This window comes from Pseudomonas sp. GW821-FHT07B01 (assembly GCF_059419065.1).
The window spans coordinates 1-26,118 of the sequence record NZ_JBWKRA010000017.1 but is presented as its reverse complement, the minus strand read 5'-3'; the positions used below and the strand labels follow the sequence as shown (position 1 = coordinate 26,118).

The window sequence follows — 26,118 nt, the reverse complement described above, 5'->3', positions numbered from 1 at the left end:
GTGCCCAGGTATAGCCGTGGTTTTACCTTGCTGGAACTGATGGTGGTGATTGCACTGATCGGCATCGTGCTGGGCGCGATAAGCCTGGTGGCCGGGAATAACCCCGCCCGTCAGGCGCGGCAGGAGGCTTCGCAATTGGTGCAACTGATCGAGCATTTGCGCGAGCAAGCGGTGATCGAAGGGCATGAATACGGCATTCGCGTGCGGCGCGACGAATATCAGGCCTACCGTCTCGACCCCGAGGGTTGGCGCCCTGCGGGTGGGGCCCAGCGGCTGGTGGAAGGCGTGCAGTTGCACCTTGAACAGGAAGGGCGGCGCTCGAGCCTTGAAAGCTTCGCGCCGCAAGTGCTGATGCTCAGCAGCGATGAAGTCAACGCGTTTGTCTTGTCCTTCGTATCCGAAGGGCAGGTGTGGACGCGCATTATCAGCGATGGAATCGGAGCGTTGTCCATTGAAAGCTAAGCACCGGCGGCGTCGCAATCGCCACGCGAGCGATCGTGGTTTCACCTTGCTGGAAGTCATGATCGCCTTGGTGATCTTCGCCACACTGGCGGGCGCCGTGATCACCGCCAGCCACTACTCGTTGCGCCAGAATGCACGACTGCAAGAGCAGGCACAGTGTGCCTGGGTGGCAGACAACCAACTGACTGAACTGCGTTTGCAGCCAGCCGCGTCGGGACATCAGCAACTGCTGCGGCGCTTCGATGGGCGCGATTGGCTCGTCGACCAGGCGATAACCCCGACCACTGATGCTCGCCTGCTCAAAGTCGATATCAGCGTGAGTCCCGTCGGCAGTGATTTGCCGGTCTATCACACCCAGGGTTGGATACGCGCCGAGGATGAATAAGCAGGCGGGTTTCACTCTATTGGAACTGGTGATCGCATTGGCCATTTTCGCCCTGCTTGGGCTGGCCAGCGGGCGTCTGTTCGACACCGTGGTGCGGGCGCAACAAGGCACGGCCAGTCATGAACAGGAACTGCGTCGCCTGCAACGCGCCATTGCGGTCATCGAGCGGGATGCCTTGCAAGTGGCTTCCTCGGTATTTGCTCTTGGCCCCACCTCCCTGCAACTGCTGCGCACTCACTGGCGTAACCCGCAGGACTTGCCACGCAGTGAGCGCCAACAAGTGCTGTATCGCCTGGACAATCAGGTGCTGTGGCGTGAAAGCCGAGGCTTGGAGTCGTCAAGGGTCGAGCGCCAGAAGTTGCTGGAGGACGTGCGCTTGTTGAATTGGCGCCTGTTTGACCCCGACACCGGCTGGAGCAATGTATGGCCGGTGGGCAGGGGTGCTGCGCAGACGCCTCCTCAAGCACTCGAGCTGGTGTTGTCGGTCGGCCGCTTCGAGCAGGTACGCCGCGTGTTGCTTCTGCCCCAGGGGCCGCCATGAGACAGCGGCAGCGGGGTGTCGCCCTACTCAGCGTGTTGCTGGTCATGAGCCTGGCGTTGTTGCTCACTGCGGGCATGCTGCGCAGCCATCACTTGATGGTGCAGAGCAGTGCCCGCCAGATCCACCAGTTGCAACTGCGCCAGTTGGCGTTGTCGGCCGAGGCGTGGGCCATGGTGACACTGACGGCGCCGCACGATGACGCATCGTCGTTGACCCACCACGGCCAGGCATGGTCAAGCGCGGCCTGGCCCTTTGATGCGCACGGCGCGCGCGTCACGCTTGAGATAGAAGACCTTTCTGCACGCTTGAACGTCAATGCCCTGCTTGGCACCGGGCAAGTGGACCAAGTCATCGAGCAGCGCTGGTTGCGTTTACTCGCCTCCCTGGGGTTACCAGCACTGGACCTGCGGGCCACAGGTGACGTGCCGGCGCAACGTGAACTCAGCCAGTTGCGCCTGCTGCCGGGCATTGACGGCCAGACGCTACGACGACTGGAGCCGTGGGTAGCGCTGCTGCCCAAGGACGCTAGCTTGAACATCAACACCGCCTTGCCGCAGATGCTGGCGACCCTGGAGGGTGTCGCGCCACCCACTGCCGTCGCCTTGGCCAGCCAACGCCCGGCTACTGGCTACGCGAGTGTGCAGGCGTTCACCCGTGACCCGCTGATTGCCGGGTTGGGCGTGACCGGCCATGGGCTGGGCGTCAGCAGTCGTTGGTTTCGGATCAAGGTGGACGTGCGCTTGGGCACCGGCCGCTTGCATCTGGCCAGCGAGGTGGAGCGCGAGCTTAAAACCGGGCGCTGGCGCGTCGTACAACGTCGCTTTCCTGCGCCGTTACTGAGCGAGACCTCATCATGAAAACCTGGCTTCATTTAAGCCCCGAGGGCCGTGTGGGAACGTTGAGCGAATGGCCTTGCTGTGTCTGGCGAGCGCCGGATGACTGTCGACCGATGCATTTGGCTGACGCGGCTCGCGACCTGGAAGGGCAGCCTGTTCAATTGTTGTTGCCAATGGAAATGTGCAGTGCGTTACGTAGCCAGGCATGGCCCTCCAAGCGCCAGCCCGGCGCCCAGGCTGTTGCTTTCGCGATAGAAGACCAGTTGGGCGAAGAACTGGAAGCGGTGCATGCCGCGCTCGCTCAGCGTGACGCAATGGGTTGCTTCACGGTGCTGGTGACCCACAAGGCACGTTTCAAGGCACTGTTGGATGAACTGGCAACGTTGGGCATCAAGGTGCGCAGTGTGCATGTCGACGCCGACCTTCTTGGCAATGGCGGCCAGGTCGCGGTGCAGTGGTATGGCCGTCGGGTCGTGGGCGACCCCGTGCGCCTGGCGATGTCCGTTCCGGCTCTCAAAGCGCTGGAGCCATTGCTGGAAGCACCCCTGCAATGGCCTGACGAAGAGCAGAGCCGGGGTCATATCGAACGCGCGCTATGGGGCAACCCGGGTCAAGCGATCGATTTGCTGCAAGGTGAGTTTCGCCGGGTTGGATATGCCTGGCCCTGGTCAACCGTCGTGTTGGCGGCAGCCCTGGCGTGCGTGCTCGATTGGGGCTTCACGCAGCTGCGTATCCAGTACCTCGAAGGGCAAGCCCAGCAGCTTTACGCGCAGAGTGTGGCGCGCTTCCAGGCGCTATACCCGCAGCAGGCCCGTATTGTCGATCTCGCCGCGCAACTCAAGGCCGTGCAGGGCCAGAACCTGCACGAGGCAAAGACGCCGTTGGTACGCCTGGTCAGCCTCGCCGAACAGGTTATTGGCGGCGCCGACGTGGATGTCCACCGCATGGAGTTTCGGCGTGGCGATGGCTGGAAGATCCAGTTGACGGCCCATGACCTCGGCGCGCTTGCCCGCCTGCAGGAGCAAGGACGCCAGAGCGGCATGCCGGTACGCATGGGCAGCGCCAGCAAGGAAGGTAATCGTGTTCAAGCCGTGCTGATGCTGGAGGACCCGTCATGAGGGGGCTGCAAGCCTGGAATGCATTGTCGTCGCGTGACCGTTTTCTGCTCAAGGGGTTGGCAGTGTTTTTGATCGGTGTGCTGCTGCTCCAGACGCTATGGCTACCTGGTCGGGAGCGGTTGGCCACCGCTGAACGGTATCACCAGCAACAACTGCTATTGGCGCAGCAAGTACAAAGCGCCCAGCCGCAGCGTACCGGGCCCGCGGCCGTCCAGCCTTCGGCATCGAGCATCAACGACAGCGCCGAAGCGTCGGGGCTTGATGTTACCCAGGTCGAGGTACAAAACGAGCGCCTGCGTTTGAGCCTCAACGGCGAGGCAGAGGCATTGCTCAACTGGTTGGCAGTATTGGAGCGAGACGTGGATACCTTCGAGGTGCTCACGCTGGTGAAGCGCGCAGATCGTCTTGAGGCTCACATTGAGCTGTAGCTCGTGGCAACTATGGGCTGGATTTTTACAGGTGTACTTGGATGAAAGTGTCAGGTGATCAAACGATGAAAACTTCCCGTTATTCAACGACTCAAAAAGGGCTGCATTGGGTCTCGGCCATCGTCATTCTGTGGTCATTGCTGTCCGGCTTTTACGTCGCTGTGTTTACTGTTCCTGAGTCGGTCAAAGCGTGGGTCGGGTTCTTCAATGTGTCATTGACCGCCCTCTATATCCCCATATTTGTCTTGAGGATTTATTGCTCCTTTACCCACGGTCTGGATGCATTCGTCAAACGTTCGCCGCAGGAGTGGCTGGCGCTCTTGGTTCATAAGGCTATGTATGGGGTATTGGGTGTGGTGCTGGTGACTGGCGTGTTGATGATGGATCGTCCGATCAATATCTTTAATCTGGTCTTCATCCCGCCGTTCGACAGTGACCCGGCCGAGATTGCCGCGTTCACTCGCGTGCATGTCTTGTCCTGCGTGGTGTTGCTGCTGATGCTGATGGCGCATATCGGCGCGGTTGTTCTGCATGAGCTTCGGGGCAATCGGGTGATGACCAGGATGTCGTTCGCCACGGATCTCAGGCTGAGGCCAGCGGCGGCAACTTCGCCAGCTTCAACGCCACCAGCAAGGCGCCAACCAACAGAGCGACGATGAACGCGCCAATCCCGTTCCAGCCGGCAAAGTGCCAGAAAAAGCCTCCCGCCGTGCCGGCAATACTCGACCCCACGTAGTAACAAAACAGGTACAGCGAAGACGCCTGCCCCTTGGCCTTGACCGCGCGGCGGCCGATCCAGCTGCTGGCCACGGAGTGGGCGCCAAAGAAGCCGAAGGTGAAGATCAGCATACCCGGCACCACCAACCACAGCGGGGTGAACAGCGTCAGGGCCATGCCGGCGAGCATCAGCACGATGGTGCCCCATAGCACGCGGCGGCGGCCGAGGCGGTCGGCCAGTGAGCCGATCTTGGCCGAGCTGTAGATGCCCGAGAGGTACACCACTGACAGCAAACCGACCACCGCCTGGCTCAGCTCGTAGGGGGAGGCCAGCAGGCGATAGCCGATGTAGTTGAACATCGTCACGAAGGCGCCCATCAGCAGGAAGGCTTCGAGAAACAGCCACGGCAGGCCGGCGTCCTTGAAGTGCATGACAAAGCCGTCCACCAGGCTGCGTGGCTTGAGGCTGCTGGCGCGGAAGTTGCGCGATTCGGGGAGGATCTTCCAGAACACCGTGGCAGCGATCAACGCCAGAGCGCCGATGATCAGCATTGCGGTGTGCCAACTGACGAAGTCGATCAACACGCCGATGATCAGGCGCCCGCTCATGCCGCCAATCGCGTTGCCGCCGATGTACAGGCCCATGGCCAGGCCGATGTGCTGCGGGTGGATCTCTTCGCTGAGATAGGTCATGGCCACGGCGGCCAGGCCGCTCAAGGACAGGCCCACCAGTGCACGCATCAACAGGATGCCCTCCCAGCTCGGCATCAAGCCGCTGGCGATGGTGGCCAGCGCCGCACAGAACAACGCAGCGACCATCACCGGCTTGCGCCCCAGCCTGTCGGATATCGGCCCGGTGATCAGCAGGCCGCAGGCGAGCATCGCCGTGGCGACGGATAGAATCAGGCTGCTTTGCGCCGCATTGATGGAAAACTCATGGGACAGCACCGGCATCATCGGCTGTACGCAATACAACAGGGCGAACGTGGCGAAGCCGCCGGAGAACAGCGCCAGCACGGTGCGCATGAACATCGGCGTGCCTTTTTCGATGTACGCGTCGTTGAGCTGCGCCACTACGTCATCAAGGGCTGAGGGCGAGGTGTGTTGGGCAAGTGGGGCAACAGCAGGATTCACGGGGGACCTCGGGGAGGAAAGTCTGCCAGGACTGACAATACGAAAAAGAATATAGCTGGCTAATGATTCTTTCCAATATATTGTTCGACCTGTTTGATAGCTTTTACGACCTAATGAGGCTTGCATGGAATTTCGCCATTTGCGCTACTTCATCGCCGTTGCCGAAGAGCTGCACTTCGGCCGCGCCGCGCAGGTGCTGGGCATCTCGCAGCCGCCCCTGAGCCAGCAGATACAGGCGCTGGAACACGAGCTGGGCGCACGCTTGTTCGAGCGTACCAATCGTCGGGTCGAGCTGAGCGAGGCCGGGCGCTTGTTCTTGCAAGAGGCACGGCTGGTGCTGGCCCAGGTCGACAAGGCGGCAGATGTGGCGCGGCGTGCGCAGTTGGGGGAACTGGGTGAATTGAAGATCGGCTTCACCTCGTCTGCGCCGTTCAACGCCAGCATTCCCCAGGCGATCTTTGCCTTCCGCCAGGCATTCCCGGCGGTGCATCTGAACCTGCAAGAAATGAGCAGCACCCAAGTGGCCGAGTCGCTGGTGGACGAGTCGATTCAGGTTGGGTTGATGCGGCCTTTGCCCTTGGCCGACTCACTGAACGTGATCGAGTTGATGCGCGAGCCATTAGTCGCGGTACTGAGCGCCGGCCACCCATTGGCCCACGGCAGCGAGCGCGGCTTGCATCTGGAGCAATTGGCCGAGGAGCCTTTTGTGTTCTTCCCGCGCAGTTACGGCAGCGGCTTGTACGCGCAGTTGCTCAACCTGGCCCGCGACGCCGGGTTCAGCCCGCACTTTGCCCAGGAAGCAGGGGAAGCAATGACCATCATCGGCCTGGTGGCAGCGGGGTTGGGGGTATCGGTGTTGCCGGCGTCTTACCAGCGCATCCGCATTGATGGCGTGGTCTATCGCACCTTGCTCGACCCACAGGCGGTGACGGCGGTGTGGCTGGTGCAGCGCCAGGGCGCGCAAACGCCGATGGCGAAGGGGTTTGTGGAGTTGTTGACGCGTAAGGCCGCTCAATAACCTGTGGCGAGGGAGCTTGCTCCCGCTGGGTCGCGTAGCGGCCCTAAAAAATGGGCCTGCTGCGCAGTCCAGCGGGAGCAAGCTCCCTCGCCACAAGGGGGTCAGTTTTGGGGCGAAGTATTTGCTTCATTCACGCTGTAAGTACGCAACCCCGCCAGAATATCCCGATCCAGCATGCTCACCCAACGGTTGTAGTTGCGATGGATCTTGCCGTCCTTGTAGCCCAGGTCGCGGCTGTCGCGGTAGGTGATGGCGTAGCTGTTGCGGGTGTAGCGGATGTCGATGGCGGCGTAGAACTGGCCGCGCACGGTGATCTCGGCCTGCACCAGTTGTGGGCTCAGGCGTTGTACCGTCCACTCGCGTTTTTGCAGGGCGGCGACGATCACCTGTTTCATTTTTTCTTCGCTGACCTGGCTTGTGGCCGGTAACTCATGCTGGGTGTTGAGCACGGGTTTGCTGGTGCAGCCAGCCGTGGTCAGCAGGGCCAGGGTGATCAGGGTAGCGCGTAGCAGGGAAGACATTCCGTTTTCTCCAATCGATTAAAAAGTCAGGCCCAGCGGCGGAAGATCAACGAGGTGTTGACCCCGCCGAAGGCAAAGTTGTTGTTCATCACGTAGTCGTTGTGCATCTGGCGAAAGCCACCTTGCAGGTAGTCCAGCTCGCCGCATTGCGGGTCGACCGCGTCCAGGTTGAAGGTGTGCACGTACTGGTCGCGGTTCATCATCTCGATGCTGAACCACGATTCCAACGCCCCGCACGCGCCCAGGGTGTGCCCCAGGAAACTTTTCTGCGAACTGATCGGCATACGGCTGCCAAACAGGCTGCTGGTGGCCAGGGTTTCGGCGATGTCGCCCTGATCGGTAGCCGTGCCATGGCCGTTCACGTAGCCGATGGCGGACGGTTCAAGACCTGCGTCTTCCAGGGCCAGCTCCATGGCGCGGCGCATGGTTTTCTGTTCCGGGCGGGTGGTGTGCTGGCCGTCGGCGTTGCTGCCGAAGCCGACCAGCTCCGCATGAATATGCGCGCCTCGCGCGAGTGCGTGTTCCAACTCTTCGAGCACCAACATGCCGCCACCTTCACCGATCACCAGGCCGTCGCGGCCGCTGTCGTAGGGACGAGGGCTGGTTTGCGGCGCATCGTTTTTCAGGCTGGTGGCGTACAGCGCATCGAACACCATGGCTTCGGTGGGGCACAGTTCTTCTGCGCCGCCCGCAAGCATCAACGGCAGGCGCCCGAACTTGATTGCCTCATAGGCGTAGCCGATGCCCTGGCTGCCGCTGGTGCAGGCGCTGGAGGTAGGAATCAGCCGGCCCGTGAGGCCAAAGAAGATGCTGATATTTGCCGCCGTGGTGTGCGGCATCATGCGCACATAGGAGTTGGCATTGAGCCCCTCGGCCACCGAGTTGAGCAGCATATTGCCGAACGCCTTGATCTCATCGGTGCTGCCGGTGGACGAGCCACAGGCCACGCCCATGCGCCCGTCCTTGATCGACTCGTCACCCAGCAAGCCGGCGTCCCGCAACGCCTGCTCCGCCGCCCACACCGCCAGGCGCGAGACGCGGCCCATGCTGCGCAGTTGTTTGCGCGTCCAGTGAGCGGGCACGACGAAATCGTCGATAGGGCCGGCCAGGCGGGTGTTCAGTTCGGTGAAACGGTCCCACTCATCCATGCGCCGAATGCCGCTGCGGTTGGCGCGAAAGTTCGCGGCGATGGTGTCCCAGTCGCTGCCCAGGGAGGTCACGCCGGCCATGCCGGTGACGACAACGCGCTTCATCAGCACAGGCCCCCGTTCACGGCCAGCACCTGGCGCGTGATGTAGCCGGCTTCGGCCGACATCAGGAAGTTCACGGCGCCGGCGACTTCTTCCGGCGTGCCCATGCGTTGGGCCGGGATCATTTTCATCAGTTCTTCTACCGGCACGTTTTCATCCAGCATCGCAGTGTCGATCAGGCCCGGCGCCACGCAGTTGACGGTGATCTTGCGCTTGCCTAATTCAATAGCCAGCGCCTTGGCCGCACCGATCAAGCCGGCTTTGGAGGCGCTGTAATTGACCTGGCCGCGGTTGCCGATCAATCCGGACACCGAGGTAATGCACACGATACGCCCGGCGGCGCGGCGCCGAATCATCGGCATCATCACCGGGTGCAGCACGTTGTAGAAGCCATCCAGGTTGGTGCGCATCACCACATCCCAATCGTCTTCCGACAGCGCAGGAAAGGCGCCGTCGCGGGTCAGGCCAGCATTGAGCACCACGCCGTAGTAGGCGCCATGCTGCTCCACATCGGCCTCAAGGATCTCTTTGCACGCGGCGCGATCGGCCACGTCGAACTGCAGCACGCGTGCCTCGCGCCCCAGGGCTTGGACCTCGAGCTGTACCGCGTCGGCTTCGGCACGGCCGCTGCGGCAATGCAGCACGATGTCATGGCCGGCCTGGGCCAGGCGCAGGGCAATGGCGCGGCCGATGCCACGGCTGGAGCCGGTGACCAGTACGGATTCAGTCATGGCGTTTCGTCCTTCGATTCATCTAAATAGTTGGCCGCCTGGGGCGGTCGAAATACGTTCAAGCGCGCGCTGGCCTGGATACCGTCGCCGGTGAGGTGGCATTCGAACACGCCCATGCCGTTGTCGTCTTCCAGGGAGCGCAGGCCGTGGATATTCAGATCGGCACCGGCCGGAAAGTGCTCCACGTTGCACTCGAACTTACGTGTGCCCAACAGGAAACCGAGTTCCACGGCCTTGCCTTGCTGGCGTGCATGGCAACCGGCATAGGCGGCGACGCTTTGCGCCATCAGCTCGATGCCGACCCAGGCGGGCAGGCTACCGTCAGCACGGTTGAACAGGCCGCCGGGCTTGACGGTGACGCGGGTGTGGATCTGCTCTTCATCGAACGACAGCACCTGGTCGATCAGGATCATGTCGCCCGCATGGGGCAGCAGTTCGGCAAGTGGCCAATCGATCATGGGGCCTCTGCGATTATCAGGCTGACATTGTTACCGCCGAAGGCAAACGAGTTGCTCATCAGGCAGGGTTTTTTCAAGCTGTCGCCGCTGCGCGCCCATTGCAACGCGGGCAGCGCCGGGTCGGGGTGGCCGTCCCATACGTGGGGTGGCAGCAGGCGATGGGTCAGGCTCAGCCAGCAGAACGCGGCTTCCAGTGCCCCGGCAGCGCCGAGGGTGTGGCCGGTCATGGGCTTGGTCGATGAGCAGGCGACGCCGCCGGGAAAGAGGCTGGCGACCGCCAGGCTTTCCATGGCGTCGTTGTGTTGGGTTGCGGTGCCGTGCAGGTTCAGGTAGCCGATCTGCTCGGGCGAAAGCTTTGCACTGGCCAGGGCCTTGCGCATGGCCAGCAACGCGCCCTTGCCGCTGGGCTCGGGCGCAGAGATATGGTGCGCGTCGCAACTGGCGCCGCTGCCCAGCAAGGCGATAGGGGCCGGCTCGCGGCTCATCAGGAACAGCACCGCCGCTTCACCGATATTGATGCCGTTGCGGTTCACCGAGAACGGATTACAGCGCTCGGCAGACACTGCTTCCAGCGCGGTAAACCCGTTCAGCGTCAGCTTGCACAGGCTGTCCACGCCGCCGCAGATCACCGCATCGCACATTCCCAGGTCCAACAGGCGCTGGGCACTCATCAATGCACGGGCGCTGGAGGTGCAGGCGGTGGAAATCACATAGGCCGGGCCGCTCACGTTCAACCAGTCGGCGAGGAAGTTGGCCGGAGCGCTGAGTTCCTGTTGCTGGTAGTCGTAGTCAGCGGGGAACTGCGTGTTCTGCAGGTAATGGGCAATGCCACGGCTGGCTTCGTCAATGCCCGAGGTGCTGGTGCCGAGCACAACCCCGACCCGGCCAGGGCCGTAGGTTTGGATGGCCAGACGAATCTGATCTTCAATTTGCAGCGCCGCTTCCAGCAGCAACTGGTTATTGCGACTGCTTTGCTGGGCCAGTTCCGGGGGCAGGCCCGCCAGTTCGCCGTGTACGGCGGCCACCGGCACTACGCGTTCCGGCACCCAGCCGCTTTCGGCACGCATGCCCGAACAGTCGCCGGCAAACAGGTTGCGGCTGACTTGCGCCTGGCCACGGCCAAGGGCGCAGATCACGCCAAGGGCATTGAGGTAGGCGGTCATCGGCTCACACCCAGCGGGCTGATGCGGTAACTCAGCGGCGGGTCGGCCATGTTCACGCTGAACACCTCCGAAGACTGGTAGACGATCTGCCAGTGGCCCGGCAGCGTGCGCGTCAGGTCCATGGCCTGGGCAGTGGGATACAACGCTGGTACGTCACCGGGCGCGGTCAGGGCAAACAGCAGCGCGGCAAATAGCGTGCGCGCCTGGGGGTTGGGCGGCAGCAAGCCGTCTGCCTGCCACTGCCCATCAAGCAGTTTTTGCCGGGCCAGGGGAATGCCCAGCGGGTCCATCATCGACCAGCGAATCGCGCGGCCTTCGCGCTGGATCACCAGCAGCCAGTCCTGGCTCTGGCTGTCCGCCAGGCGCTGCACATGCAATTGCATCGGCAAGGCCAGGGCCGGCATTTTTTCCGGCAGCGGCGCCTGGCTGGCACAGGCGCCGAGCAGCAACAGGCAACTTATCAACAGCAGGCGCATCATGGGGCCGCACTCTCCACAGGTTTACGGGCCACGCAGTTGACCAGGGTTTCCTCGCGCTGGCCCACGGGCGGTGCCTTGCGCAGGCCCCAGCGTTCCAGCAGGCCGAAGTCACTGGAACGGCTCCACCACAAGTAAGGGTACGAAATGTTCTGTGCAGCGAACTCAAAGCCCTGCTCGCGCAGCATCTCCAAGTATTCTTCGGCGCTCTTTTGCACATGCATCGGGTGGCGGAACAGCCAGCGAATCACCCAGGTGTCGATGTAAGCTTCGGTGGATTCAGCAAACAGCAGATAGCCGCCCGGCTTGAGCACCCGATAGAACTCCTTGAGTGCGCGATGTTGTTCCACCAGATGATGGAAGGTCTGGTGGCAGAACAGGATATCGACGCTGGCATCCGCTAGGTTGAGGGTTGCGCAGTCGCTGCCGATCAGCTCGACGTCCAGGCCCAGGCGCGCGGCTTCTTCGCGGCTCAGTGCCAGGCTGTGGGGGTCGGCATCCAGGCCGATCAGGCGCGAAGGCGCGAACACCTGATGCAGCAACTGGAAGGATTTGCCCTGGCCGCAACCGGCATCCAGCAACACCGGCGCCACCGGCAGCGGCTCGCTGAACAGGCTGCGCAGGTCATTGATCGCCACGCGCAATACGTGATGCTGCCAGGTATGGCTGCGCAGGAACCAGAAGCCGAAGCGGGTTTCTTCGACGTAGTTTTGACTCAGGTAGTTTTTTTCGACGCCCGGGCTGCTCATACCGCTTCACTCGCACAAATATCCGACAACATCCGCAAGCGCCGTTTCGGCTCGCTGACAAACGGGTTACGTTCATCCCAGGCGTAACCGGCCAGGATAGAGCTGATCATGCGGCGAATCTCCGGTGAACTGCCAGGATGGAAAATCACGTCCTGGAACGTGCCCGCGTACCAGCCCTCGACGTAGCAGCGGAAGGTATCGACACCGCGCTTGAGCGGTTCGGCGAACTCGGTTTGCCAGTCCACCGTCTCGCCGCTTAATTGGCGGTGCAGCACCCCTGCGGCCATGCTGGCTGAACGCATGGCGATGGTTACGCCGGAAGAGAACACCGGGTCGAGGAATTCCGCCGCATTGCCCAGTAGCGCAAAGCCTGGGCCGTGCAGGGTTTTGACGTTGGCCGAGTAGCCGCCGATGGTGCGCGCCGGAGTGTCCCAGACGGCATTTTGCAGCACGCCGGACAGGCTTGGGGTTTGCTCGATAAAGCCGCGCAGGCAGGCGTCGAGGTCGCTGTCGGCACCCTCGAAATGCTCCTTGGCCGCAACCACGCCCACCGAACAACGGCCATTACTGAACGGGATGGTCCAGAACCAGATATCGCGCTGGGTCGGGTGAGTGGTCACCAGGATTTTGCTGCGGTCAAAGCCTGGGTGTTCGATACGGTCTTCGACGTGGGTGAATACGGCCTGGCGCAGCGGGAAATTCGACGGTGCTTCCAGGTCCAGCAGGCGTGGCAACACGCGGCCATAGCCACTGGCATCGAGCACGAACCTGGCCTTGAGGTGGTACTCGCTGCCATTCTGGCGGCGCACATGCAAATACCGGCTCTCGGCAGAAAAATCCACGCCGACAATGGTTTGGCCATAGCGGATTTCCACGCCTTGCAGTGCCGCCTGGTCGGCCAGCAATTTGTCGAACTCGCCGCGCTGCACCTGGAAGGTGGTGGGCTTGCCGTTGCTGAAGGTGTCGCTGAAATCAAAGGCACTGTAGCGCTCGCCCCAGGCGAAGGCCGCGCCGGTTTTTACCTGGAAGCCTGCAGCTTGCACAGCGTCGAGCATGCCGGCTTCTTCGATAAAGTCGATGCAGTGCGACAGCAGGCTTTCGCCAATCGAGAAACGCGGGAAATGCTCGCGCTCGATGATCAATACATCATGCCCTTTGCGCTTTAACAGCGCGGCCGCGATGGCACCGGAAGGCCCGGCACCGATCACCACCACCTGGCGACGTTCCATTTCAACTGTGGGCACGAGGGCTCCTTGCCGCATAGGCGCTAATCACATTCATAAGGCGTGTTTCTGCCGGCCGGCCCAGGGCGCCAGCATAAAGCTGAACGCCAGGCCCAGGCTGACCGACAAGCCGAAATTACTCACGGCCGGTGTACTGGAGACCGCCAGCAGGCCGAACGACAACCAAGTCGTCAGCGCTGCCAGCAGTGTTCCCAACAGGCTGACGGCAGGGCCGCCGATCTGCTCGCGCATCAAAATCGCATAGTCGACGCTGATGGCCGTGACCAGCAGCAGGCCAAACAGGCTGAACAAAGTCAGCGGCTGGCCCAGCCAACCGAGGCTGGCCAGGCTGCACAACGCGGCCAGCAGCGGCAGGGCGACGATACGCAAGGCGCCGCCAACGCCGAAGGGCGCAATCAGCAATAGCACGATCAGCACGCAAGACAGCAACTTCAATTCGGCAGCGCTGATCTGCGTGTCGGCAAATACGCGGTTCAAGTCGCCCAGGCGGTCGACCAGTTGCACGCCGGGCAAGTCCAGCGCCTGTACCCGCAGCAGCGCCGGGTTGTTCAAGCCTTGCAGGCTGACCATGGCTGCCACGCCGCCGTTCACCGGGCCGAGCCACAGCGTCCGCCAGGGCTCGGCCAGCGGGCCTTGCAGTGCGGCGTCGATGTCTGCGGTGGGTAGCGCCTGCAACTGCGCCACTTCGGCTTGCAGGGCACTGAGGGGCACGCCGAGGTCCAGTAGCGGTTGCCAGTGTGGCGCCAGGTTGTTCAGCGCCTCGCGCAGCTGTTGTTGCTCGCCAGGAAGGTTGACCAGTTGATTGAGCGCCAGGTAGCCCTGGAGCTTATCCATCTGCACCAACTGATCCAAGCGTTTGCCCAGGGCGGCCTGGCGTTCCAGCAACTGCTGCTGATTGTCCGCCCGCACCAGGAAAAACTGGCTGGTGGGCTGGAACCCGGTGATGCGCGCCACGGCCTGGGCTTCCTGCAGCAACTGCGGCGGTGCACCGATCCATTGGCGGATATCGTTTTTAGTGTTCAGTTGCCACAGGCCCGCCGCGCAGAACAGCAGCACCCCCACCAGCAGTACCGAACTGGGCACGCGTTTGAGCAAGGCCGTGCGCAGCTGCCATAGGCTTTGGGCGACACGCAGCGGCCATTGCGCCGGGCGCAGTTCCACGCCCCTGAGCAGCGCGGGCAACAGGCAGACGGCACACAAATAGGCACCGACCAAACCAGCAGCCGAAAACACCGCAATCTGGGTCAGCGCCGGGAACGGCGTCCAGGCCAGCGCCAGGTAGCCGATAGCGCTGGTGGCCAGGCTCAGGCTCAGCCCTGGCAGGGTCAGGCGCAACGCCGGCCAACTGCGCCAGGGTTGCAGGCTCCAGCTTTTGGACAGGTAGTGCAGCGGGTAATCCACCGCCACGCCGATCAGGCTGGAACCCAGCACCAGGGTCATCACATGCATATGCCCAAACAGCGCCACACATGCCACCGCGCCAAACAGCATGCCCACCAGTACCGGCACGAACGCCAGCAGCACCCGCCAGCGTCGGAACGCCAGCAGCAGCAATAACAGGATGCCCAGGGTGGCGCCGCCGCCGACCCAGGTCATTTCCCGCGTGGCCTGCTGTTGCCCGTTGGCCGCATAGAGCAAACCGCTGGCGGCGAGCAGTTGCGCGCCGTGTGCGCTGGCTTGCTCGCGGCTGGCCTTCAGCAAGTCCGCCACTTGCAGCGGCAGCTTCATGTCGAAGGCGTTGCCGGTAGTGCGCGCTCGCAGTAGCACCCAACTCCTGCCGTGGGCATCGGCGATCAAGGCGCCGCTGCCGATGTCCATTTGCACCGCACCGTGTTGCGGCTGGCTGTTCTGGATGCGCCCGGTGAGGCCGAGCCAATCGTCCTGGCTTGGCACCAGGCTGAAGCCGGTGAAGGGGTCGAACAGCGATTGCACGCGTTGCTGGATGAACGCCTCAGGCTGCTGGATCAGTTGTTCGCGGTCCTTGCACGAGAGCATCGACAAACGCCCACGCAGCAGTTGTTCGCGCAACGCTGGCAAGTCGGCTTGCAGGTTCCACTGCACCTTTTCAAACAGGCCGCTGGCCTGCCAACGCTCACCCAGTTGCTGCGCCACGGCCACCGCTTGCTGGCGGTCGGCATGCCCCACCAGTACCAGCATTTCGCGGTTGAGCGGCTCTTGCATGCGCTGTTCGGCTTGCAGCTCCAACGCGTCCGGCGTGCTGCCGGGCACCAGTTCCATCAGGTTGGCCGACAACGGCGCGCCATCACGCCACTGCCAGCCTGCCAGGGCCAGCACGGCCACCAGCAAGGTCAGGAACAGGCGCGGCAGCAGGCGCTCACTGGGCAAAGTCGTGTTGCTCCGCATTGCTCAACGGCTGGTCGGCGGTGCTGTCCTGCATGCGCAACAGCGTGCTGTCGCCCTGGGTTTCCAGCAGTTCAATGGTGCGCACCAGTGCGCCGCCGTCGATATTGATCTGGGTGAAGACTTGCTTGAGCAGCAGTGAGCGTGGGGTCAGCGTGAGCTTCCATTGTTGGGCCTCGCCTTGCAGTTGCAGGTCGAAGTCGCGCTGCAGGCCACTGCTGTCGCCCTGCAGTACTGCCAGGAACAAACGATTCTGTTCGGCGCCGGCACTCTTGTTTGGCAGTAGTTGCCAGCCATTGGCATCGCGGCGGGCAATGCCCTGGGCTGTAATGCGGTAGTCCTGTTGCAGCGGGGTTTTCAACAGCCACAGCAGGCCGTGATCCTTGGCGAGCACGAAGGTGCCTTTGCTCACCAATGGCTGGGGCAGGGCGCGCAGGTGTTTTTCCTGGGTGAAGTTGCCGTGGATCACGGAGGGTTTGGCAAGCTGATCGCTCAACTGCTGGAGGTCGAAGGCGTGGGCGCTGAAGCTCAGCAACAACGCGATCAATGTGGGAGCGGGCTTGCCCGCGAAGAACCTGAGGGCGCTGCGCAGCGTCAGGCGACCTGCGTTATCGTTAACGTCCATCGCGGGCAAGCCCGCTCCCACAGGGGATCTCATTTCAAGGCTCTCTCTACGGCGTCGATGAAGACTTTGGGCGAGGCCAGCTGCATTTCGCGACTGGCGATTTGCACCGCCACTTGCACGGTGCTGGCGCGGGTCAAGCGCTCGCCGCTGGCCAGGTCGGTAATCAGGTAGTTCACCTTCAAACGGTTCTCCCATTCCACCAGGCTGGCGCGCACATTGATGGTCTGGCCGAAGGTCGCGCCGCGTACATAGCGTAGCTGCATGTCGATCACCGGCCACGCATAGCCGGCTTCGAGCATTGCCGTGTAGTTATGGCCGATCTTGTCCAGTAACGCACAGCGCGCCACTTCCAGATACTTCACGTAATGCCCGTGCCACACCACGTTCATGGTGTCGATGTCGAAAAAAGGCACAAGGATTTCAGTGTCGCTGTGCAACACGCCGGGGCTACGCATGCAGCCTCCAGTGTTGCGCGGCGATACGTTGCAGGCACAGGCGCAGTTCGCCTTCCAGGGCGCGGTCTTCGATGACCGGCGCAAAATCCTGGGCCAGTTCCGCGTGCATCGCGGCCAGTGCCGGTGGCAGTGGGCGGGCATCCTCGGCCTGGGCGCGCAGCCACACGCCCTGGTTGGCGGCGAGCAGGGTCGCGGCGGCCACCTGTTCGGTCAACTCCAGCACGCGGATCGCATCGCGGGCAGCGATGGTGCCCATGCTCACCTTGTCCTGGTTATGGCACTCGGTGGAGCGCGAGAACACGCTGGCCGGCATGGTGTTTTTCAGCGCTTCGGCGGTCCAGGCGCTGGTGCCGATCTGCACGGCCTTGAAGCCATGGTTAATCATGGCACGGTCAGCCGGGGCGCCCGACAGGTTGCTCGGCAGGCCATGGTTGTAGCGCACATCCACCAACAGTGCGAGCTGGCGGTCGAGCAGGTCGGCAACGTTGGCGACCAAGGTCTTGAGGCTGTCCATGGCGAAGGCGATATGCCCGCCGTAGAAGTGCCCGCCATGCAGCACGCGTTCTTCTTCGGCATCGATGATCGGGTTGTCGTTGGCGCTGTTCAGTTCGATCTCGATGAACGCGCGCAGCCAGTTCAGGCTGTCGGCCAATACACCGAGCACATGGGGCGCGCAGCGCAACGAATAACGGTCTTGCAGGCGATGCAGGGGGGCCGTGGGCGCGTCGATGGCCAGGTCCTTGCGCAGCCACGCGGCCACTTGCATCTGCCCTGGGTGCGGCTTGGCGGCGAACAGGCGCTCGTCGAAGTGTTCCGGGTTGCCTTGCAGGGCCACCACATTGAGCGCGGTGATGCGCGTCGCCAGGTGCAGCAGGTAGTCGGCGCGGGCGAAGGCCAGGCAGGCCAGGCCGGTCATCACGGCGGTGCCGTTCATCAGTGCCAGGGCTTCCTTGGGGCGCAGGACCAACGGCTCCCAGCCCAGCTCGCGGTGCACGTCGGCCGCCGGACGGCGTTCGCCACGGAATAGCACCTCGCGCTCGCCGGACAAGGTCGCGGCCACGTAGGACAGCGGCGTCAGATCACCACTGGCGCCCACCGAGCCTTCTTCCGGGATCAGTGGCAGCACATCGTGTTCGAGGAAGGCGTGCAAGCGCTCCAGCAGCTCCACGCGTACGCCCGATACGCCATGGCACAGCGACTGCAAACGCGCCGCCAGCACGGCACGGGTGGCTTGGGCGTCGAGCAACTTGCCCAGGCCGCAACCGTGAAAGGTGTACAGATGACGCGGCAAGGCTTCGACGTGCTCCAGCGGCACCGCCACTACGCAGGAGTCGCCGTAGCCGGTGGTCACGCCGTAGATCACACCTTCCTTGTCCAGCAGCGAGTCGAGGAACTGCGCGCCCTTGGCGATGCGTTGGCGGTACGCGGCATCGTCCTGCAGGCGAGTGGGTACCTGGCGGTTGGCCAGGGCCAGCACGTCTTCGATGCGCAGGGGGCGTTCACCAAAGGTGATGGGCTCAAGAGGCGTGGTCATCGGTCTTCCAGAAAGGGTAAAAGTTGAACCATTGTTGGGGCGCTTGCAGGCAGAACTGGCCCAGGCGTGCGGCGTAGCGGGTGGTCCATTCGGCAATGACTTGCTCACGGGTGCTGCGCTTCCATTCGATCAAGTCGGCAAAGGGCTCGATAGTCAGGCGATAGCGGCCCTGGTGCTTAAGACACATCAGCAGATTGACCGGGCATTTGAGCAAGCCCGCCAGCAGCCATGGGCCTTGGGGAAATGCCGCCGTATGGCCGAGGAAGTCCACGCGCACCGTACGCCCGCCGTGCAGCGGGATGCGGTCGCCGGCAATCGCCAGCCACTCGCCATCGTCCAGGCGCTGGCTGAGCAGCAGCATGGTGGCCGGGTCCAGTTCGCTGACCTGGATCAGGCGCAAATGGGTCGCGCCGGCCTCGCCCAGCAGGCGGTTGAAACGCTCGGCGTGCTTGGTGTGCACCAGCACGTTCATGGTGACCTGTTCACCAATTTCCGCCAGGGCGCGGCACACTTCCAGGTTACCCAGGTGCGCACCCACCAGCATCTGCCCGCGCTCGCCACGCAGTTGGCTGCGCAACTGCGCCGGGTCGTTGATCTCGATTTGCTCCAGGCGCAGCTTGCCGTTCCACACGTCCAGCTTGTCCAGCAGCGAATCGGCGAAGGCCATGAACTGGGCAAAGACGGTGCGGTGGCTCGGCAGCAAGTCATCGCGCCCGCTCCATTGCCCCAGCCGCTGCTGGTATTGCCAGGCGCTGTGGCGTGCGGTGCGGCCGAACAGGAAGAAGTAAAAGACGATGCTGTAGAGCAACGGGCTCAATAGACGACGGCCGAGGACTTTGACCGCGACCGCGGTGAATTTCATCAGCCAGAAGCTGCCGCGTTCCTCGCGGTCGGCCCAATGTTTGGTGCTGTCGTTCATGCTTGCCACCGTCGCCACAGGATCATCGGCGCGCGCACGAGCATGCCGAAGAACAACCGCGTGTGCATGGCGCTGATGCGCAGGTTGTCACGCAACAAGCGAAAGTGCGACAGGCCGTCGGCGGGGTAGTGCACCTGGGTGGGCAGCCAGCGCATAGGCTGGTTGCGCCAGGCCAGGCGTACCAGGATGTCCGAGTCGAAATCCATGTGCGTGCCGATGTAGGCCGAGTCCATCAGCGCCAGGGTCGGCGCCAGCGGGTACACGCGAAAGCCGCACATCGAGTCGCGAATCTCAAGCGACAGGGTATTGATCCACACCCACACGTGGGTCAGGTAACGTGCGTACAGGCGACCCTTGGGCACGCTGTCGTCGTATTCGGGGTAGCCGCAGATGACGGCGTCGGGGTGCTGGCGTGAGGTGTGGATAAAGGTCTCGACTTCGCGCAGGTCGTGCTGACCATCGGCGTCCACTTGCAGGGCGTGGGTGTAGCCCAGGCGCGCTGCCTCGCGAAAGCCGGCCATCACGGCGCCGCCCTTGCCCTGGTTGCTGGGCAGGGTCAGCAGGGTGACGTTGTCCAGCGTCGCCAGGTGCGCCAGCACTGCTGCGCAGGCGGCGCTGCTGCCATCGTCCACCAAGAGGCAGGGCAGGCCGCTCTTCAGCACACTGTGGACCACGGCCGGCACGGCGGCTTCGTGGTTGTATACCGGGATCAAAGCGCAGGGGTTATGCATATTCAAAGCCTGCGCAAACCCCGTGGCGAGGGAGCTTGCTCCCGCTGGGCTGCAAAGCAGCCCCAATGGAGGCGACCGAGATCGTCCTGGGAGTGGGTGATGCCTGGGTTGGGAGCGCTTCGCACTCCAGCGGGAGCAAGCTCCCTCGCCACAAGAACAGGTTATGCATGCGCGGCCTCCAGCACGATCCGCCCGCTTGAGCACGCCGCAACCCCATTGCGATAGGCGAAGTACAGCTTGCTACGCTCCCGATCAAAGCGCAGGTGCAGTTCGATGTGATCGCCCGGGCGTACCAGTTGTTGGAACTTGAGCACTTCCATACCGGCGAAGGTGCTCGGCAAGTCGAGCAGTTGCTGGCCCAGGTTGAAGGCCCATTCCACTTGCACCACGCCGGGCAATACCGGCGTGACCGGGAAGTGCCCGCTGAAATAGGCCAGGTCCGGTGGGATGCTCAGTTGCAAGGTCCATTCACCTTCGGTTTCGACTTGCGCCAACACCTCGGGCCCCTTGGGGCGAGGCGCCAGCAACAAGGCTTCGACATCGGCCTGAGGCAGCTTGCCCTGGCTGTTCAGCGGCAGTTGGCGCAGCAAGCGCCAGCGGCGCGGCAAGGCCAGGGCCTCGCAATGTTGGCTCAAGTGCTGGCGCAAGGTTTGGGTGAGCGTGCGGCGGCCCTGGTTGCGCAGGGCATGCAAGCCATCGCTGCTGAGCACCACCAGCGCGCCGAGGGAGGCGCGGTTTTCCTGCACCACGCCCAAGCGGGTTTCGGCGACCCACGGGTGGGTCATCAACGCCTGTTCGAGCATCGGCAGGGAGATGCGTTTCTCTTCCAGCTTGACGATACGGTCCAGGCGGCCCAGCAACTCAAAACGGCCATCGGCATGGATGCGTGCAGCGTCGGCAGTCTGTTCGATGTGCCCTTCGGGCAGGTATTTTGATGCGATACGCAGAGCGCCGTCGGCATCCTGGCTCAGTTGTACATCGGCAAACGGCTGCCAGGGTTGCTCACCCTGGCGCCAGGCGATGCCGCCGGTTTCCGAGCTGCCGAGGATTTCCGTCGGCCATTGCTGTAAACGGTCGTAGAGGCTGCCGGCAGCTTCAATCGGCAATGCACCGCCGGAGGAAAACACTCGCGCAACCTGGCTCAGTGCCGGCCAGTCGAGGTTGTCGCCCATGCGCTTGAGCAACGCCGGGCTGGCCACCCAGGCAAATTGCCGGTGCTCTCGGCTGGCGCGCTGCATGTCTTCGGGGAACGCCAGTTGTTTGCGCACAAAGGTGCGACCTGCGCACAGCGGCCACAGCACGCGAAACAGCAAGCCGTAGATATGCTGGGTGGCGACACTGCCGATGATGCAGGCGTCCTTGAGGTCTTTGCCCCACAGGGCCTCCAGCGCCTCTACTTCATTGGCCAACTGGCGCAGGGACTTGTCGATGCGCTTGGGCTCGCCGCTGGAGCCGGAGGTGCACAGGCTCAGTTGGCAAGTGTCCAGGTCGAGGGCGGCGGCGCTCAAGGGCACTTGATACAGCGCGTCCAGGTCGCTGGCTTCGACCAGCCAGGCATCCACGGCGTCGGTCCAGCGTTGGCGCGTCTGGGGTTGCAGGTCGGCGGGCAGCAGCACGCTCGCGCCTGCGCGCCAGGCGCCCAGCAGCGCAATCGCCAGCAGCCCGGCGTCTTCCAGGTGCACGGCCAGGCGCCGGATACCCCGGGCTTGCAGGCCCGCCGCCAGGCTCAGCGACTGCTCCCACAGTTGCGCGTGGTTCATGAGGGGCTCGGTGGTCACCCCGCGATCTTGCAGTGGCTCAAGCAGCAAATGCTCAAGTTTCAACCCTTTCATACGCGGCCTCGAACCCTTTGTCGTACCAGCCATTCCACGGCAAACAACAGCCCCATCAGCCCGTAGGCGATCAGGCCGTTGTACAACGTCCACCAGCTCAGCGGCGCCCACAGGGTGAGCGCGGCGGCGAGCAGGCCATTACAGAGAAAAAACACACTCCACACCAGGGTGACCCGGCGGGTATACACCACCGCGTGGGGCGGCAGGTGCGGGTCGGTCATGCGTGCCAGGCGCTCGACCATCGGCGGGCCGTATTTCAGGCTCAGGCCGAACAGCGCCAGCATGAACCCGCTGACCAGGCTCGGGTACCAGCGCAGCCACTGCGGGTTATCGAACCATGCCAGTGCCAGGCAAAACACGATCACCACCACCGCCATCCAACGGCTGCCCGGGCGCCGCGCAGCGGTGAGCGCGCGCAACAGCCACAGGCTGCCCAGCAGCAAGCCGAACTGCCAGGGTGCAAAATGCTCGGTGCCGTAATACACGGCGAAGGGGTACAGCAGCCCCGCCAATAACAGGCCAAGGCCGATCAGCCGGCTCATGCGGCGGGCTGGACCAGACGGTACACCGCCTCTACCACGTCGTTCACCGTGCGTACCGCCTTGAACTCTTCGGCGGCGATTTTCTTGCCGGTCTGGCGCTTGATGTGGTCGATCAGGTCCACGGCGTCGATGCTGTCGATTTCCAGGTCCTGGTAAAGGTTGGCGTCGAGGGTGACGCGTTCCGGGGGCAGTTCAAACAGTTCCACCAAGGCGTCGCGCAGGGTGTTGAAGATATCGTCACGAGTTTGCATGGTACGGTCTCAAGCTGCCTGTCGGGCCGTGACGAACGCCGCAAGGCTGGCCACGTTGGTGAAGTGATTGCGGGTGTCCTTGGCGTCGGCATCGATTTTGATGCCGTATTTTTTCTGGATCGCCAGGCCCAATTCCAGCGCATCGACCGAATCCAGGCCCAGGCCTTCGCCAAACAGGGTCTGGTCGCTGCCAATATCGTCGGGGCTGATGTCTTCCAGGCCCAGGGCCTCGATGATTAGCGTCTTTATGTCGTGCTCAAGGCGGTGTTGGTCGCTCATCTTCGGCGAGCTCCTTAATGAAATAGTGATGCAGGTGATCGTTGAGCTTGCGTGAAGCCTGGGGCGCGGGCCCGACTGCGGCAAACGCTTGTGGCTCTATATCGGCGCCCACGCGCAAACTGAAGTGAAATCGACGGTGGGGGATGCGATACCAGGGTTCGGCCTTGGTCAGGGTGGTGGGGCTGACCTTGATCACCACTGGCGTGATGATTGTCGCACCACGCAGCGCAATGGCCGCACCGCCGCGATGAAAGGCCGGCGCCGCGCCCGGCGTGGTGCGGGTGCCTTCGGGAAAGATGATCAGCGTCTGGCCGGCGCGCAGGGCGTCGGCTGCGGCATCGAGCATGTCGGCACTGCCGTCATTGCTGATATAGCCGGCATCGCGCACCGGGCTGCGGGTGAACGGGTTCTGGAACAGGCTCTGCTTGACCACGCAGTTGGTCTGGCGCATCAGGCCGATCAGGAACACCACGTCGATCAGCGACGGGTGGTTGGCGACGATCATCTGGCCAGGGCGGCCAAGCTTTTCGGCACCCTCGACGCGGTACGTGAGAATGCCCAGGCCCTTCATCAGGCGAATGAAAAACCAGAACAGGCAACTGATGGTGTGGCGTGCGCGCCGTTGATGCTGGCTGGCGTCGCCCGGCAGGCAACTGAGCAACGGAAATACCAGCAAACGCAGGCACAGCCCGCCGATGCCAAACAGGCAAAAGCTGAGGGCCGTGGCGAACAGGCGCCAATAATAGGCCTGCCGTGGCTTGTGGGTCAGGGCTTGCGTTGCCAGTTCCATACTCGGTTCTTCCAGGCATGTTGGCAGGCGCCCTGTTCGGTCAGCAGGGTGCGCAGCAGGTTCAGGGCGTGGGGCCACTGGGTTTGAGTGAGTTGGACAGTGCCGGTGGTGAGTTCCAGTTGCCACTCGTCGCCCGGCGTGAGCAACAGGCCGAGGGCATAGGGGAAGGGCACATCTGTAATCCAGCTGGCGTAGGCGTGGGGCGGTTGTTCTTCGGTGATCACCAGCAATACGGCGGCGGCGCCTTCGTTGAGCAACGCGGCGGCTTCGAGCAGGCCGTGTTCGAGGCCATCGCCGGCGGCGGCGAGGGCGGTCATCTCGCTGGTTTCATTGCGCAGGATCGACCACAGGCCAATCACCGCGTTATGCACCGACAGGCTGAACTGAGTAGGCGACAGCGGCTGCTCGTTGGCCAGGTCACTGAGGATGTCCAGGGTGCGCGGGGTTTCGCCGTGGCGGGAAATAAACACCAGCGGCAGGTCTTCAAGGCCCTCGGCCAGCGGCCAGCCGACGCTGAATGCCATGCGCGCCAGCCGGCTCAGACGACGGCGCTGCATGGCTGGCAAAAATGACACATCGGGGGACGCTTCGCTGACAGGCGGCAACACCGGGTCCCGGCACCAGGCGTACCAGTCGTCCGCACTCGCAAGGCCAGGAGCCCAGGCGCGCCATTGGGCGATGTTGAAGTTGATCACTGAGAAGTTATCCCGCCCCTGCGGGCTTCCATGTGCGGCCAATGGCCCCGGATTCCGGGACAGGGAGCAATGGCCTTATGGCGCGCATTATCCCGGTGCCGTGGGGTTCTAGCAAATAGTGGTGAAAGTTTGTTCACTATTGATCACAAATAAGTTGGAAGAATTTACAGATTATCGGCGAGCGAAGGCCGGACTCGATCGGTGCGCGGTTTCCATTCATTTGTGAGCCAGGCAGCGCGCAAGGATGAACGAGGTAGCTAACCGGCGCTTTTGCGCTCTACACTCGGGGGATTCATTGATACACGGAGGTTTTTCCATGCGGCGCGTGGTGTTCAATCAAAAAGGCGGTGTGGGCAAGTCCAGCATCGCCTGCAACCTGGCGGCGGTCAGCGCCAGCGAAGGTTATCGAACCCTATTGGTGGACCTCGATGCACAGGCCAACTCAACCCAGTACCTCACTGGGCTGACGGGTGACGACATCCCCATGGGGATCGCGGATTTTTTCAAGCAGACGTTGTCTTCCGGGCCGTTTTCGAAGAAGAACAAGGTGGATATCTACGAAACGCCGTTCGACAACCTGCACGTGATCACCGCCACCGCCGAGCTGGCAGACCTGCAGCCCAAGCTCGAAGCCAAGCACAAAATCAACAAGCTGCGAAAGCTGCTGGATGAGTTGAGCGAGGATTACGACCGCATTTACCTGGATACGCCTCCGGCCTTGAACTTCTATGCGGTTTCGGCGCTGATTGCCGCTGATCGCGTGCTGATCCCCTTCGATTGTGACAGCTTCTCGCGCCAGGCTTTGTATGGCCTGCTAGCAGAGATCGAAGAATTGAAAGACGACCATAACGAAGGCCTGGAAGTGGAAGGCATCGTGGTCAACCAGTTCCAGGCCCGGGCGAGCCTGCCGCAGCAGATTCTCGATGAGTTGATTGCCGAAGGGCTGCCGGTACTGCCGGTGTACCTGGCCAGCTCCGTGCGTATGCGCGAGTCGCACCAGGAGAGCAAGCCGCTGATCCACCTGGACCCACGGCATAAGCTGACGCAGCAGTTTGTGGAGTTGCATAACTTGCTGGAAAACGCCTGACCCAACAGGCAACACCGAACACTGTGGGAGCTGGCTTGCCTGCGAAGGTATCGACTCGGTGCGCCTGAATCACCGAGTTGACTGAATCGCAGGCAAGCCAGCTCCCACAGTTTGGATTGCATTTCGACAGGTGAGTTGGATTTGTCTCACAGAGTCTGTAGGACTCCTCTGGTAATTGGGCTTGTGCCTTGTAACCTTGCCTACAGCTACGCCAGAATCCGCCGGCTTGTGCGTCTGGATGGGCGTCTCTAAGGTTTGCCGGTCGCTGAATGTTCAGTGATCGGGTTTAGTAGCCCACTCAGACGAAAGCATGTGCATCGCTCCAAGCATGGCGTTTTTTGCCTATCTGATGGTGGCTGTGCGCAGGGCGCCTTAGGGTGCGCCGGGTTTTGCTTTCGTTCTACCGGTCTACTAACCTGCGTACAGCTGCCGCCCCTTGTTTAGTAGCAAGAAGGCGATGGCCCTGGCAGAGAACGAAAATATGAATTTATTCACCGTTACACCCAACCTCCCCACCGAAACCCTCGTACTCAACAGCTACGAAACCTTCTCCTCGGTGCGCACCTTGCTGCTCAACCTGTCCAACGACCTCACCGGCGAACACCGCGACGTAGCGCTGGCCATCCACCAGTTAAGCGAACTGGGCGTCATGCTGGTCAGCCAGATGATGGACCGCGAAGTCCCGCTGACCTGAAGCTGAAATGCATTCAATGTGGGAGCTGGCTTGCCTGCGATGGCCATAGGTATCTACACAACTTCGGCACGACGCTAAATCTGTGGCGAGGG

31 protein-coding genes are annotated in these 26,118 nt (G+C 62.6%); 10 read left to right on the top strand and 21 right to left on the bottom strand.

What is annotated here, in order from left to right; all coding sequences use genetic code 11:
* The 7 genes from gspH (at position 1) to AC07S6_RS18730 (ending at position 4,429) form a co-directional block, all read left to right on the top strand.
* On the top strand, positions 1 to 462 hold the full coding sequence (gene gspH, locus AC07S6_RS18760; protein ID WP_495112772.1) for a type II secretion system minor pseudopilin GspH: 462 nt from the start codon (positions 1 to 3) through the stop codon (positions 460 to 462).
* A complete protein-coding gene (gene gspI, locus AC07S6_RS18755; RefSeq protein ID WP_256595267.1) occupies positions 452 to 847 on the top strand; it encodes a type II secretion system minor pseudopilin GspI in 396 nt (131 codons plus the stop codon). The genes gspH and gspI overlap by 11 nt, the downstream gene beginning before the upstream one ends.
* Complete coding sequence (locus AC07S6_RS18750; RefSeq protein ID WP_495112771.1) at positions 840 to 1,388, top strand: type II secretion system protein GspJ; 549 nt, start codon at positions 840 to 842, stop codon at positions 1,386 to 1,388. Before gspI ends, AC07S6_RS18750 begins: the two co-directional genes overlap by 8 nt.
* The gene (locus AC07S6_RS18745; RefSeq protein WP_490614877.1) at positions 1,385 to 2,245 is read left to right on the top strand and encodes a type II secretion system minor pseudopilin; all 861 of its coding nucleotides are present in this window, start codon (positions 1,385 to 1,387) and stop codon (positions 2,243 to 2,245) included. Before AC07S6_RS18750 ends, AC07S6_RS18745 begins: the two co-directional genes overlap by 4 nt.
* Before the next feature lie 92 nt (positions 2,246 to 2,337).
* Positions 2,338 to 3,342: a type II secretion system protein GspL gene (gene gspL, locus AC07S6_RS18740; protein WP_490614878.1), complete on the top strand. Its 1,005-nt coding sequence runs from the start codon at positions 2,338 to 2,340 to the stop codon at positions 3,340 to 3,342.
* The gene (locus AC07S6_RS18735) at positions 3,339 to 3,770 is read left to right on the top strand and encodes a type II secretion system protein M (protein ID WP_495112770.1); all 432 of its coding nucleotides are present in this window, start codon (positions 3,339 to 3,341) and stop codon (positions 3,768 to 3,770) included. Before gspL ends, AC07S6_RS18735 begins: the two co-directional genes overlap by 4 nt.
* Before the next feature lie 65 nt (positions 3,771 to 3,835).
* The gene (locus tag AC07S6_RS18730) at positions 3,836 to 4,429 is read left to right on the top strand and encodes a cytochrome b (protein WP_495112769.1); all 594 of its coding nucleotides are present in this window, start codon (positions 3,836 to 3,838) and stop codon (positions 4,427 to 4,429) included.
* Here AC07S6_RS18730 and AC07S6_RS18725 read toward each other — a convergent pair.
* Positions 4,353 to 5,561, bottom strand: coding sequence for an MFS transporter (locus tag AC07S6_RS18725; RefSeq protein ID WP_495112797.1), 1,209 nt, complete (start codon positions 5,559 to 5,561; stop codon positions 4,353 to 4,355). The two genes, AC07S6_RS18730 and AC07S6_RS18725, sit on opposite strands and share 77 nt — an antisense overlap.
* A 184-nt stretch (positions 5,562 to 5,745) precedes the next feature.
* On the opposite strand from AC07S6_RS18725, the gene AC07S6_RS18720 reads away from it, so the two are divergent.
* On the top strand, positions 5,746 to 6,639 hold the full coding sequence (locus AC07S6_RS18720; RefSeq protein WP_495112768.1) for a LysR family transcriptional regulator: 894 nt from the start codon (positions 5,746 to 5,748) through the stop codon (positions 6,637 to 6,639).
* Between the two features lie 101 nt (positions 6,640 to 6,740).
* On the opposite strand, the gene AC07S6_RS18715 is transcribed toward AC07S6_RS18720, so the two are convergent.
* The 20 genes from AC07S6_RS18715 to AC07S6_RS18620 form a co-directional block, all read right to left on the bottom strand.
* Positions 6,741 to 7,160, bottom strand: a complete 420-nt coding sequence (locus AC07S6_RS18715; RefSeq protein ID WP_003187927.1) for a hypothetical protein — start codon at positions 7,158 to 7,160, stop codon at positions 6,741 to 6,743.
* A gap of 26 nt (positions 7,161 to 7,186) precedes the next feature.
* Positions 7,187 to 8,413 carry a beta-ketoacyl-ACP synthase gene (locus tag AC07S6_RS18710; RefSeq protein ID WP_014716588.1) on the bottom strand — a complete coding sequence of 409 codons (1,227 nt, stop codon included), beginning with the start codon at positions 8,411 to 8,413 and terminating at the stop codon, positions 7,187 to 7,189.
* Positions 8,413 to 9,141, bottom strand: coding sequence for a 3-oxoacyl-ACP reductase FabG (gene fabG, locus AC07S6_RS18705; protein ID WP_014716589.1), 729 nt, complete (start codon positions 9,139 to 9,141; stop codon positions 8,413 to 8,415). Before fabG ends, AC07S6_RS18710 begins: the two co-directional genes overlap by 1 nt.
* Positions 9,138 to 9,599 (bottom strand): hotdog family protein, encoded by a 462-nt coding sequence (locus AC07S6_RS18700; RefSeq protein ID WP_495112767.1) that lies wholly within the window; start codon positions 9,597 to 9,599, stop codon positions 9,138 to 9,140. Before AC07S6_RS18700 ends, fabG begins: the two co-directional genes overlap by 4 nt.
* Positions 9,596 to 10,762: a beta-ketoacyl-[acyl-carrier-protein] synthase family protein gene (locus AC07S6_RS18695; protein ID WP_495112766.1), complete on the bottom strand. Its 1,167-nt coding sequence runs from the start codon at positions 10,760 to 10,762 to the stop codon at positions 9,596 to 9,598. Before AC07S6_RS18695 ends, AC07S6_RS18700 begins: the two co-directional genes overlap by 4 nt.
* Positions 10,759 to 11,241 (bottom strand): hypothetical protein, encoded by a 483-nt coding sequence (locus AC07S6_RS18690; protein ID WP_236279538.1) that lies wholly within the window; start codon positions 11,239 to 11,241, stop codon positions 10,759 to 10,761. The genes AC07S6_RS18695 and AC07S6_RS18690 overlap by 4 nt, the downstream gene beginning before the upstream one ends.
* The gene (locus tag AC07S6_RS18685; RefSeq protein ID WP_495112765.1) at positions 11,238 to 11,987 is read right to left on the bottom strand and encodes a class I SAM-dependent methyltransferase; all 750 of its coding nucleotides are present in this window, start codon (positions 11,985 to 11,987) and stop codon (positions 11,238 to 11,240) included. The genes AC07S6_RS18690 and AC07S6_RS18685 overlap by 4 nt, the downstream gene beginning before the upstream one ends.
* Positions 11,984 to 13,231: an NAD(P)/FAD-dependent oxidoreductase gene (locus AC07S6_RS18680; protein ID WP_014716594.1), complete on the bottom strand. Its 1,248-nt coding sequence runs from the start codon at positions 13,229 to 13,231 to the stop codon at positions 11,984 to 11,986. Before AC07S6_RS18680 ends, AC07S6_RS18685 begins: the two co-directional genes overlap by 4 nt.
* A 33-nt stretch (positions 13,232 to 13,264) precedes the next feature.
* Positions 13,265 to 15,595: an MMPL family transporter gene (locus tag AC07S6_RS18675; protein WP_495112764.1), complete on the bottom strand. Its 2,331-nt coding sequence runs from the start codon at positions 15,593 to 15,595 to the stop codon at positions 13,265 to 13,267.
* Positions 15,567 to 16,250 carry an outer membrane lipoprotein carrier protein LolA gene (locus AC07S6_RS18670; protein ID WP_395605651.1) on the bottom strand — a complete coding sequence of 228 codons (684 nt, stop codon included), beginning with the start codon at positions 16,248 to 16,250 and terminating at the stop codon, positions 15,567 to 15,569. The genes AC07S6_RS18675 and AC07S6_RS18670 overlap by 29 nt, the downstream gene beginning before the upstream one ends.
* A complete protein-coding gene (locus tag AC07S6_RS18665; RefSeq protein WP_495112763.1) occupies positions 16,247 to 16,672 on the bottom strand; it encodes an acyl-CoA thioesterase in 426 nt (141 codons plus the stop codon). Before AC07S6_RS18665 ends, AC07S6_RS18670 begins: the two co-directional genes overlap by 4 nt.
* Positions 16,665 to 18,206: an HAL/PAL/TAL family ammonia-lyase gene (locus tag AC07S6_RS18660; RefSeq protein WP_441345596.1), complete on the bottom strand. Its 1,542-nt coding sequence runs from the start codon at positions 18,204 to 18,206 to the stop codon at positions 16,665 to 16,667. Before AC07S6_RS18660 ends, AC07S6_RS18665 begins: the two co-directional genes overlap by 8 nt.
* Positions 18,190 to 19,125 carry a lysophospholipid acyltransferase family protein gene (locus tag AC07S6_RS18655; protein WP_495112762.1) on the bottom strand — a complete coding sequence of 312 codons (936 nt, stop codon included), beginning with the start codon at positions 19,123 to 19,125 and terminating at the stop codon, positions 18,190 to 18,192. Before AC07S6_RS18655 ends, AC07S6_RS18660 begins: the two co-directional genes overlap by 17 nt.
* Positions 19,122 to 19,856, bottom strand: a complete 735-nt coding sequence (locus AC07S6_RS18650) for a glycosyltransferase family 2 protein (RefSeq protein WP_019818323.1) — start codon at positions 19,854 to 19,856, stop codon at positions 19,122 to 19,124. The genes AC07S6_RS18655 and AC07S6_RS18650 overlap by 4 nt, the downstream gene beginning before the upstream one ends.
* A gap of 161 nt (positions 19,857 to 20,017) precedes the next feature.
* A complete protein-coding gene (locus tag AC07S6_RS18645; protein WP_495112761.1) occupies positions 20,018 to 21,688 on the bottom strand; it encodes an ApeI family dehydratase in 1,671 nt (556 codons plus the stop codon).
* On the bottom strand, positions 21,685 to 22,230 hold the full coding sequence (locus AC07S6_RS18640; protein WP_014716602.1) for a COG4648 family protein: 546 nt from the start codon (positions 22,228 to 22,230) through the stop codon (positions 21,685 to 21,687). Before AC07S6_RS18640 ends, AC07S6_RS18645 begins: the two co-directional genes overlap by 4 nt.
* Positions 22,227 to 22,481 carry an acyl carrier protein gene (locus AC07S6_RS18635; protein ID WP_003187949.1) on the bottom strand — a complete coding sequence of 85 codons (255 nt, stop codon included), beginning with the start codon at positions 22,479 to 22,481 and terminating at the stop codon, positions 22,227 to 22,229. Before AC07S6_RS18635 ends, AC07S6_RS18640 begins: the two co-directional genes overlap by 4 nt.
* A 9-nt stretch (positions 22,482 to 22,490) precedes the next feature.
* Complete coding sequence (locus AC07S6_RS18630; protein ID WP_034125597.1) at positions 22,491 to 22,760, bottom strand: phosphopantetheine-binding protein; 270 nt, start codon at positions 22,758 to 22,760, stop codon at positions 22,491 to 22,493.
* Positions 22,738 to 23,550 carry a lysophospholipid acyltransferase family protein gene (locus AC07S6_RS18625; RefSeq protein ID WP_020301661.1) on the bottom strand — a complete coding sequence of 271 codons (813 nt, stop codon included), beginning with the start codon at positions 23,548 to 23,550 and terminating at the stop codon, positions 22,738 to 22,740. Before AC07S6_RS18625 ends, AC07S6_RS18630 begins: the two co-directional genes overlap by 23 nt.
* Positions 23,526 to 24,245 carry a beta-ketoacyl synthase chain length factor gene (locus AC07S6_RS18620; protein WP_054896224.1) on the bottom strand — a complete coding sequence of 240 codons (720 nt, stop codon included), beginning with the start codon at positions 24,243 to 24,245 and terminating at the stop codon, positions 23,526 to 23,528. The genes AC07S6_RS18625 and AC07S6_RS18620 overlap by 25 nt, the downstream gene beginning before the upstream one ends.
* A gap of 316 nt (positions 24,246 to 24,561) precedes the next feature.
* On the opposite strand from AC07S6_RS18620, the gene AC07S6_RS18615 reads away from it, so the two are divergent.
* Positions 24,562 to 25,332, top strand: coding sequence for a ParA family protein (locus AC07S6_RS18615; protein ID WP_020301660.1), 771 nt, complete (start codon positions 24,562 to 24,564; stop codon positions 25,330 to 25,332).
* 481 nt (positions 25,333 to 25,813) lie between these two features.
* Positions 25,814 to 26,026, top strand: a complete 213-nt coding sequence (locus tag AC07S6_RS18610) for a DUF6124 family protein (RefSeq protein ID WP_495112760.1) — start codon at positions 25,814 to 25,816, stop codon at positions 26,024 to 26,026.
* Positions 26,027 to 26,118: the final 92 nt, after the last annotated feature.

Coding starts and splice junctions, on each gene's coding strand:
- AC07S6_RS18750 (WP_495112771.1), top strand. CDS start 840: ATGAATAAGCAGGCGGGTTTCACTCTATTGGAACTGGTGATCGCATTG.
- AC07S6_RS18745 (WP_490614877.1), top strand. CDS start 1,385: ATGAGACAGCGGCAGCGGGGTGTCGCCCTACTCAGCGTGTTGCTGGTC.
- gspL (WP_490614878.1), top strand. CDS start 2,338: ATGCATTTGGCTGACGCGGCTCGCGACCTGGAAGGGCAGCCTGTTCAA.
- AC07S6_RS18735 (WP_495112770.1), top strand. CDS start 3,339: ATGAGGGGGCTGCAAGCCTGGAATGCATTGTCGTCGCGTGACCGTTTT.
- AC07S6_RS18730 (WP_495112769.1), top strand. CDS start 3,836: ATGAAAACTTCCCGTTATTCAACGACTCAAAAAGGGCTGCATTGGGTC.
- AC07S6_RS18720 (WP_495112768.1), top strand. CDS start 5,746: ATGGAATTTCGCCATTTGCGCTACTTCATCGCCGTTGCCGAAGAGCTG.
- AC07S6_RS18715 (WP_003187927.1), bottom strand. CDS start 7,160: ATGTCTTCCCTGCTACGCGCTACCCTGATCACCCTGGCCCTGCTGACC.
- AC07S6_RS18710 (WP_014716588.1), bottom strand. CDS start 8,413: ATGAAGCGCGTTGTCGTCACCGGCATGGCCGGCGTGACCTCCCTGGGC.
- fabG (WP_014716589.1), bottom strand. CDS start 9,141: ATGACTGAATCCGTACTGGTCACCGGCTCCAGCCGTGGCATCGGCCGC.
- AC07S6_RS18700 (WP_495112767.1), bottom strand. CDS start 9,599: ATGATCGATTGGCCACTTGCCGAACTGCTGCCCCATGCGGGCGACATG.
- AC07S6_RS18695 (WP_495112766.1), bottom strand. CDS start 10,762: ATGACCGCCTACCTCAATGCCCTTGGCGTGATCTGCGCCCTTGGCCGT.
- AC07S6_RS18690 (WP_236279538.1), bottom strand. CDS start 11,241: ATGATGCGCCTGCTGTTGATAAGTTGCCTGTTGCTGCTCGGCGCCTGT.
- AC07S6_RS18685 (WP_495112765.1), bottom strand. CDS start 11,987: ATGAGCAGCCCGGGCGTCGAAAAAAACTACCTGAGTCAAAACTACGTC.
- AC07S6_RS18675 (WP_495112764.1), bottom strand. CDS start 15,595: ATGCGGAGCAACACGACTTTGCCCAGTGAGCGCCTGCTGCCGCGCCTG.
- AC07S6_RS18670 (WP_395605651.1), bottom strand. CDS start 16,250: ATGAGATCCCCTGTGGGAGCGGGCTTGCCCGCGATGGACGTTAACGAT.
- AC07S6_RS18665 (WP_495112763.1), bottom strand. CDS start 16,672: ATGCGTAGCCCCGGCGTGTTGCACAGCGACACTGAAATCCTTGTGCCT.
- AC07S6_RS18660 (WP_441345596.1), bottom strand. CDS start 18,206: ATGACCACGCCTCTTGAGCCCATCACCTTTGGTGAACGCCCCCTGCGC.
- AC07S6_RS18655 (WP_495112762.1), bottom strand. CDS start 19,125: ATGAACGACAGCACCAAACATTGGGCCGACCGCGAGGAACGCGGCAGC.
- AC07S6_RS18650 (WP_019818323.1), bottom strand. CDS start 19,856: ATGCATAACCCCTGCGCTTTGATCCCGGTATACAACCACGAAGCCGCC.
- AC07S6_RS18645 (WP_495112761.1), bottom strand. CDS start 21,688: ATGAAAGGGTTGAAACTTGAGCATTTGCTGCTTGAGCCACTGCAAGAT.
- AC07S6_RS18640 (WP_014716602.1), bottom strand. CDS start 22,230: ATGAGCCGGCTGATCGGCCTTGGCCTGTTATTGGCGGGGCTGCTGTAC.
- AC07S6_RS18635 (WP_003187949.1), bottom strand. CDS start 22,481: ATGCAAACTCGTGACGATATCTTCAACACCCTGCGCGACGCCTTGGTG.
- AC07S6_RS18630 (WP_034125597.1), bottom strand. CDS start 22,760: ATGAGCGACCAACACCGCCTTGAGCACGACATAAAGACGCTAATCATC.
- AC07S6_RS18625 (WP_020301661.1), bottom strand. CDS start 23,550: ATGGAACTGGCAACGCAAGCCCTGACCCACAAGCCACGGCAGGCCTAT.
- AC07S6_RS18615 (WP_020301660.1), top strand. CDS start 24,562: ATGCGGCGCGTGGTGTTCAATCAAAAAGGCGGTGTGGGCAAGTCCAGC.
- AC07S6_RS18610 (WP_495112760.1), top strand. CDS start 25,814: ATGAATTTATTCACCGTTACACCCAACCTCCCCACCGAAACCCTCGTA.